Source organism: Proteus faecis, from assembly GCF_030286765.1.
Taxonomy (GTDB): Bacteria; Pseudomonadota; Gammaproteobacteria; order Enterobacterales; family Enterobacteriaceae; genus Proteus; species Proteus faecis.
Genome location: NZ_JASVWV010000041.1, coordinates 1 through 2,810, shown reverse-complemented (window position 1 = coordinate 2,810; position 2,810 = coordinate 1). Strand labels below are relative to the sequence as shown.

Here is a 2,810-nt window from a genome sequence, read left to right as displayed (position 1 = left end):
GCAATCCAAGAAATCCCTAGTCCGTTGATTGGTGCTCTTATCAGGTACGCACTGTAATCTTTCGATACCGCAGCGTGATTCGGAGGTAGAGCCGGAATTTCGTTTTCCGGTACGTTTTACTACCACAATTTGCCTGTTTATCCTTTCGGAGACCGGGCTAAGTCCGAGTCAATCAAGTGGTGCATTTGGGTTAATGTCGTTGGCTGGTATTTAATGAGAACGTGACAAGCGCCTCTCACGTTGCTAAGATTGGATTGCGACGTCTAATCTGAGCAACGAATGCACAAGATTTAGAGTACCAGAGCCCTGTGATGCTGTCACGGGGCTTTGTTACATCTGGAGCTTGGTAAACCTCATAAATTCAATTCGCAACGCTCGCCGCAAGGCGTGAACTTGTTTCACGTCGAGGAAGCGGAATTTCTCGAAAGCCTTATACTGTCTCCGTTCACACATGATCGGAGGGTGTCTCTATGTCTCAATTATTTCGTTTGGCATCGCCAGAAGATTACGAATACATCGAAGAATTAAATTTATGGGAATTGTCATTTGATAAGCGACCGGTTCAAGGGGTTCGTTGTGAAGATCCGGTGATCGGGGCAGAAAAATATAATCAAGGGCGTGAAAAATTTAAGGCGTTAGCGTTACGGCATAAAAAACACTGGAAACCGAACGGATTGACCTTTTCGGAGTTGATCCGCTGGGCAATAGAATGCGGAACTCCAGAACAATGTCAGCTTGTTTTAGCGTTATACCATTGCACAAACGATGATGATTATCAGGCGATGGGAATTCAGTTAAGCCGAAGTATTGATAATGCAAATGTCAGTCCGATCATCTTTTTCACAGGTAAAAATCAACGGTTATTAGGTGATTTTTCGATGCTAAAACAGCTCGAAGAAAAGGTGCGCTGACGTTAGGTTTACCTATTATTTTATGTATTATCCTATCTATTATTCTATCTCTTATTTTATCTATTTCGTCTGTAATAGGTAGAATAATACATAGAATAAGATACAGAATAATAGATAGACACAAGATGACGTTGTGTTATTTCTTACCCATTAATCCACCTGTTATTCTACCTATTACTTTACCCGTTATTGCACCCAATTTAGGTATAACGGGCAGAATAACGGGTGAAATAATGGGTAGAATCATAGTTTTACTAACTTGCACCCCATGATACTTTCAGTATCAATGCCACTCATTTTCTGGACGAAAATGAATGACATAAGGCTCCGCCCTCTGGCTATTTTCTTCGGCTGGACGCCTGAGAAAAAAACCATTCACCCAAGCCCGTCAAACTCACTGCGTTCGTCTGACCACCCCCTTTTTTCGCCCCTGTATTTGGTCGCTCAAAAATGTGGTGGTCAGACGCTTCGCTTGACGGGGGGCTTTGCCCCCAAAACGAAACACGTTCACTGGGGTTCACTTGCCATCGCTGGGGCGTGTCATTTCGTTTCGGCTCCCCCTGTTTTTCCCTTTCTTCGCTGGACGCTCATCAGGATAAAAACAAAAAGCCTACCGCCCTCGTTTTACTCGGTTGGTCAAATCGCTTCTTGCCACAAAACAAGTTTGTGACTTTCAGCGATTTCGCATCGTTTTACTTGTCAGTTTGCACGATGTTAAAAACGCACTCAGAAGCCCGCAAAACCGTTCTAAACTTTCAGCGTAGATTTGGGTGTTTTATAGGGTGATCGTGTCTTAAAATCGTTTCGAGGGGCTTTAATGGGGATGAACGGGCGGTTTTTGCTAACTAACTCGCCCGTTTAACATAAAAGGGATTGTATGAATCAATTTTAGCTAGAGTTTAAGGTTGTTCAAATTAATGTACAATGATTACACTGTATAAATAACCAGGTGTAGCATGTATGGAAAAGCACTTTATCAATGAAAAGTTTTCACGAGATCAATTTACGGGGAATAGAGTTAAAAATATTGCCTTTTCAAATTGTGATTTTTCAGGGGTTGATTTAACTGATACTGAATTTGTTGATTGTAGTTTTTACGACAGGAATAGCTTGGAAGGGTGTGATTTTAATAGAGCCAAACTAAAAAACGCTAGCTTTAAAAGCTGCGATTTATCAATGAGTAATTTTAAAAACATTAGCGCCTTAGGTCTTGAAATTAGTGAGTGTTTAGCTCAAGGAGCTGATTTTCGAGGGGCTAATTTTATGAATATGATAACTACAAGGTCATGGTTTTGTAGTGCTTATATAACCAAGACAAATCTTAGTTACGCTAATTTTTCTAGAGTCATATTAGAAAAGTGCGAACTGTGGGAAAATCGCTGGAATGGCACTGTGATAACTGGCGCCGTGTTTCGTGGCTCCGATCTTTCTTGTGGGGAGTTTTCATCGTTTGATTGGTCTTTGGCTGATTTTACTGGTTGTGATTTAACGGGTGGGGCGCTTGGCGAGCTTGATGCAAGGCGAATTAATTTAGATGGAGTGAAGTTGGATGGAGAGCAGGCGCTTCAGCTTGTTGAGAGTTTAGGTGTTATTGTTCACCGATAAAATCTAGGTAAAAAACGCCTAATGCCCCAATGTGGTACTAATCAAAACGGAGCGAAGCGACATCTTCATCTTGTCTTTGCTTTTCTCCATGATCAGTTATTGGGTCATGGTCTCTTAGCTCGTTAATCTGGCTAAGTTTGGTTAGGTTGGGCTTCTTTCGACACTTCGCAATCCAAGAAATCCCTAGTCCGTTGATTGGTGCTCTTATCAGGTACGCACTGTAATCTTTCGATACCGCAGCGTGATTCGGAGGTAGAGCCGGAATTTCGTTTTCCGGTACGTTTTACTACCACA

At 42.0% G+C, this 2,810-nt stretch carries 2 protein-coding genes; both read left to right on the top strand.

Annotated features, from left to right (window positions below; translation table 11 throughout):
• Window positions 1-470 precede the first annotated feature (470 nt).
• On the top strand, window positions 471-911 hold the full coding sequence (locus QSH13_RS18315) for a hypothetical protein (protein ID WP_069368859.1): 441 nt from the start codon (window positions 471-473) through the stop codon (window positions 909-911).
• Between the two features lie 960 nt (window positions 912-1,871).
• Window positions 1,872-2,516 carry a quinolone resistance pentapeptide repeat protein QnrD1 gene (locus tag QSH13_RS18310; protein WP_012634451.1) on the top strand — a complete coding sequence of 215 codons (645 nt, stop codon included), beginning with the start codon at window positions 1,872-1,874 and terminating at the stop codon, window positions 2,514-2,516.
• The last annotated feature ends 294 nt before the right edge of the window (window positions 2,517-2,810 follow it).